The 5,033-nt window shown below is 72.5% G+C and carries 1 protein-coding gene; it reads left to right on the top strand.

Features of this window, described 5'->3' with window-relative positions:
• The coding region (locus N912_RS59615; RefSeq protein WP_037070433.1) for a preprotein translocase subunit SecA at positions 1-5,033 on the top strand (5,033 nt) is incomplete at both ends.

Raw genomic sequence — 5,033 nt, 5'->3', positions numbered from 1 at the left:
AGCACCAAGACCGACAGCACCAAGACCGACAGCACCAAGCCGCTCACGGACGCCGAGGCCAAGGGGCTGGCGGGCAAGGCCAAGCAGCTCTACGAGGACGTGCTCAAGGGCAAGACGTTCGCCGAGCTGAAGACGATCTGGCAGGAGCTCAAGAGCGGCGCCCGGACCCTCCACGAGGACGGGCGCGTCGAGGCGTTGGCGGTGGCATACGCCGCGATCAAGGCGGCCTCGCCGCTGCGGGCGCGCATCTTCCTACGGGACAGCCAGCTGGCCGCGGCGCTTGTGATGGCCGATGGCCACGTCGCCGGGATGCCGCCCAGCAGCGGCAAGACGTGGTCGATCATCGCTGCCCAGTTCATCTCGCTGCTGCGCCAGTACCGGGCCGCCGGCGAGGGCGAGTCGATCCGGGGCGTGGACGTCTTCACCACCATCCAGGACCTGGCCAACGCCGGCGGCGCCAAGGCCGGCAAGGTGTGGACCCCGCTCGGCGAGAAGGTCTTCGTCAACAGCGACAAGCTGAGCGCGGCAGAGAAGAAGGCCGGCTACGACGAGGCCCAGATCCGCTACCACCGCTACTCCAGCTACGGCTTCGACACGAAGAACGGCCTCGCCCCGGAGAAGGACGGCACCTTCCTCATCGACGAGTTCGACCTGATCGCGGTGCGCTGGGCGCACCAGCCGCTGGTCATCGCCAAGGAGCTGGGCGGCGCGCTGCCGTTCCTCAAGGACCTGCAGTGGGCCAGGAAGATCGCCCCGCAGCTGCTCACTCGCACCACCGCCGGCGGCGAGGTCCACGTCGAGGTCGGTCAGAGGCGCTCCACGGTGACCCCTGAGGGCAAGACATTCGTCGAGAAGACCACCGGGATCGACCTGTCAGAGGAGCCCGGCCGGCTCAAGGCGCTCGAGGCGGTGCTGACCGCCGAGTACAGCCTGAAACGGGGCGGCAAGGACGGCTACCAGATCGGGCGCGGCAGGAAGAAGAACCGCGAGGTCTGGGCACTCGACGCCACCGACACCATCGATGGCCGGCACTACGACCCGCTGCTGGAGAACGCGATCCGGCTCAAGGAGAACCTGCCGCTCGGCAAGAACCGCGAGGTCGTCGCGCGCACCTCGATGTACGAGATCCTTAGCAGGGCCGAGCTGGTCGGTGGCACCACCGGCACGACCGACCCGACGGGGACCCGGGAGCTGTACCCGGGCATCGGGAGCACCGACATCCTGACCGAGAAGCCCTCGCGGCTCGTCCGGTTGATCGAGGACCGTTCGGTGAACTCGGGCGAGCGGCGCGAGAAGGTCGCCGACCGCATCCAGGCCGTTCACAAGACCGGCCGCCCGGCGCTGGCCCACGTGTTCTCCGCTCGGGCCGCCGAGAAGCTGGCCAAGGTGCTGCGCGCCCGCGGCCTGAAGGTCGACGTGGTGCACTCCGGCACACCGGACGCCCAGGCCGAGGCGATCATCGGCGAGGCTCTGCGACCCGGCCGGATCACGGTGGTCTCCCCGCGCGCCGGCCGGGGCACCGACTTCATGCTCGGCGGCAACCCGGACGTGATCGCGGCCCGCGAGATCGCCCGGCGCGGGTTGGACCCCAACAGCCTCGAAGCCGACCAGATCCGGGACGGCGCCCGCCGGCTGGCCAAGCGCGACCGCAAGCTGCTCAACAAGCAGGGCGGCGCGTACCAGGCCCGGTTGGGCAAGCGGGATCACCGCAACGACGACATCCAGGAAGAGAACCGCGTCGCCCGCGACGGCGACAAGGGCGAGACCCAGCTCTTCCTGTCCGACGACGACCCGCTGCTGCGGCAGGGACCGCAGGTGGAGCTGGTCGGTGAGGCCCTCGGCCAGACGGAGTCGCCCGGCGGGTCGCGCGAGGCCGCCCCGATCGAGATGCACATCATCGCGCAGCGCGCGGCCGAGCGGCAGGAAGAGGCGCACCGTGCGGCGGCAGCGTCGTCGCACGGCGGGCGGGAAGCCGCGCCCGGCCCGTCGGTGAGCAAGAACGGCGACCCGACCGGCCCGGTCGACGTGGACGCCCGTTACGCCGGCCACTACGACGTGCGCGCGTTGGCGCTGGCCAAGGCCGGTTACGACGTGCCGTGGCTGTCCGCCGAGCAGAACCAGCAGCTGCGCGCGCACCTCGGCGTCCTCGCCGACCAGCGCATCGCGGTGGAGCACCTCAACCCGGCGCGCAACGCGACCGCCGCCGCTGTCCAGCGGCTGATCCCGCACCGCGAGAGGGTGCTGGCCAACCCGTACCTGGAGCTGACCGTCGCGCAGCGGGAGCTGCTCGCTCAGGCCGCGCAGTCCCTCGTCCAGTCCGCCGACCTGGCAGACCGGATGGGCATGGACCCCGACCGGTTCGCCGCCACGGTGGACGCCGCCCGCCAGCTGCTGGTCGCCCGCCAGCGCGCCGCCGACCCGAACGGAACCGAGAACGGCACCGAGAACGAGTCGGCCGAGTCGGCACCAGCACCGGACGCGGCGTGGCTGTCGAACCTGAGCGACCCGGAGCTGGTGGAGTTCGTCGGCTACGCCACCGGCCAGATCCAGCTCCCCGAGATCCTGGTCGAGGGCCTGGCCCGGCGGCTGCGCGAGGCCGCCCCGGCGACCGGCGGGCCCGTCGCCGGGGCGCCGGCGCCCGCGCGGGTCACCCCCGAACAGATCGCCGCCCTGTCCGACGGGCTGGTCGAGCTGAACGCGCTCGCGGAGGGCCTGGACCTGCCCGCCGGCGAGGGCCCCGGCTACCTCGACCTGCTGGCCCGCCACGCCGGCCTCGACCCGGCCGCGCCCGCCCTCCCCGGCAGCGACCCGGTCACCCGCGACGTCGCGCGGCTGATGCTGGTCCGGCTGCACGGCGAGGACAGCGCGCCCGGTGACCCGAGCCGTCCCGCGAGCGCCTCGCGGTCGACGCCGGGCAGCGGTGGCGCTCCGGCCGGCGAACCGGCGCCGGGGGAACCGTCGGCGGCGCTGGACGACGTGGTGACCCAGCTGTTGCTGCAGACCGGGCCGAAGGGCCGTCGGGTGCTGGCGTACTCGGCGAGGGGTCCACCGACGGTGCTGGTCGACACAGAGACCGCCGGCGCGTTGTGGGCCGAGCGGGGATTGGGTGATCTTCCCGACGAGCTGCCCGGCTTGTTCTGGCGGCATCCGAGGCTCGCGCCGGACGGCGTGATCGTGGTGTTCGACCGCGCCCTCGCCGGCCTGGCCGCCGCCGCTGACCACGGCGGCCCGATCGCGGACGGCGTGGACGCGGGTGCGGCGCGGAACGAGCTGCTGCCGAAGATGCGTCGCGTGGTGGCCGGTGCTCGGCCGCTGAGCGCCGACGAGTTCCCCAACCTGGCGCGGGGGCCGCCGTCGCTGCTGGAGAAGGTGCGGATCACCGACGAGCGCCTGCTCGACGGCAAGCTGGTCGGCTTCGGCTGGAAGCCGGCGGGCGGCACGCGCGACGACGGGGTGATCGTCGTCCCGGCCCGCGTGGCGCGGCTCGTCGACCGGCTGATCGAGCTCGACCCGGCCTTCGGCGGCTGGTGGGGAGATTTCCTCCTGCACGAGTGGAACTTCCACATCAACGGCGACGAGCACACCGGGGCGGCCCACGACGCCGACGCGAACAAGCTGCTGGCCCAGCTGAAGGCCAAGGCGAAGGCGGCGCTGGGGCGCGAGACGATCGGGCTGGGCCGGTTCCGGCTCTCCGGTGAGCACCGGTACTACCCGACGTGGTTGCAGGAGATGATCGAGCGGAACCCGGAGCTGGGGCCGCTGCTCTTCGAGTTCCTGCACCTGAAGCTGCGTCGCGGCACGGCCGGTGAGAAGTCGACGGCCGTGGCCAAGAAGGGGCTGGGGGCCAAGTGGCGCCAGTTCCGTGACCGGGTGAACCTGATCCGGGCTCGCATCGCGGCGATGGTCTACAACCGCGCTTTCATCGTCGGCCAGCGCGTGGGCACCCAGGTGACGGTGGTGGAGATTCCGCTACCGCACGGCGGGGTGTACCGGCTGGTCATCAGCGCGCAGGATCTGGGCCAGGCCATCAACCTGGACCAGCAGCGCCTCGGCGGTCAGGTCGTGCTGCGTTCCCGCACGTTGGGCGCGTTCCTGGTGATCCGGTTCGCGAACCACTTCGCGGTTCCCGGGCTGGGCCGGATCGACCTGTCGCTGGTGCACTTCATCGTGCCCGGCAAGCAGGTGGTTCGGGTGGTGGCTCCGCCGAAGCTGACCGGGCGGGAGCGGTGGAACCCGGTGAAGCGGTTCGCCAACTGGGTCAAGGTGCAGAACTGGTCGGTGCTGGCCTGGAAGCCGTTCGAGTTCATCGCGCAGACCCAGCTCGTGGTCGGGGTTGGCCCGTTCGGGGCCGAGCACTCCAACTACAGCGAGTACCGGTTCTCGATCCAGGGCCTGGAGATCCAGCGGGCCGGCAAGCCGGTCAGGCGCATCGACTTCATCCGCGGCCCGGCCCGCCAGCTGGGCAGGGGCGCGGCCGCCCTGGGCCGGCTGGTCCGGGCCGGCGCCGTCCGGCTGCCCAGCTGGATGCGCCGCCCCGCGCGCGCGGTATGGAACCGGGTGTGGCCCCGGAGCCTGGCCGAACGCCGCCACTCCCACACGGCGCGGGTGGTCGTGCGAGGGCTGAACCAGCTCAAGACCGTCGTCAACCGGCAGAAGGCCGAGCGGGACGCCGTCGCCACCGAGCTGGGCCGGGTCATGTACCGGATCTCTGTGGCGCGCGGCGGGCCGGATCCACACGCCACGGGCTCCCGGTCCTGGCTGACCCGGCTGCGGCTCTCGGTGCGCGGGGCGTGGCTGCGGCTGCGGCATCGGGCACTGACCAGGGCGATCGATCACAACGAGAAGGCCATCGGCGAGGCGCGCAAGGCCCTCTCGCAGGCGCGCCAGGCCCTCACCGAAGCGCGGACCAAGCGGATCGGTGGCGGCGGCCAGGGCGGCCCGGTCGCCGACGGCGTACCCGGCGACGTCGCCCGCGCCGAGCTGGAGCCCGTCATGCCCGCCGTGGCCGCCGGCGCCCGCCCCCTGCGCGCCGA

The sequence above is a fragment of the Actinospineispora acaciae DSM 45401 genome (assembly GCF_000620785.1).
Taxonomy (GTDB): domain Bacteria; phylum Actinomycetota; class Actinomycetes; order Mycobacteriales; family Pseudonocardiaceae; genus Pseudonocardia; species Pseudonocardia acaciae.
Note: the sequence above shows the minus strand (reverse complement) of the source record. Positions and strands in the feature narration are given on the sequence as shown.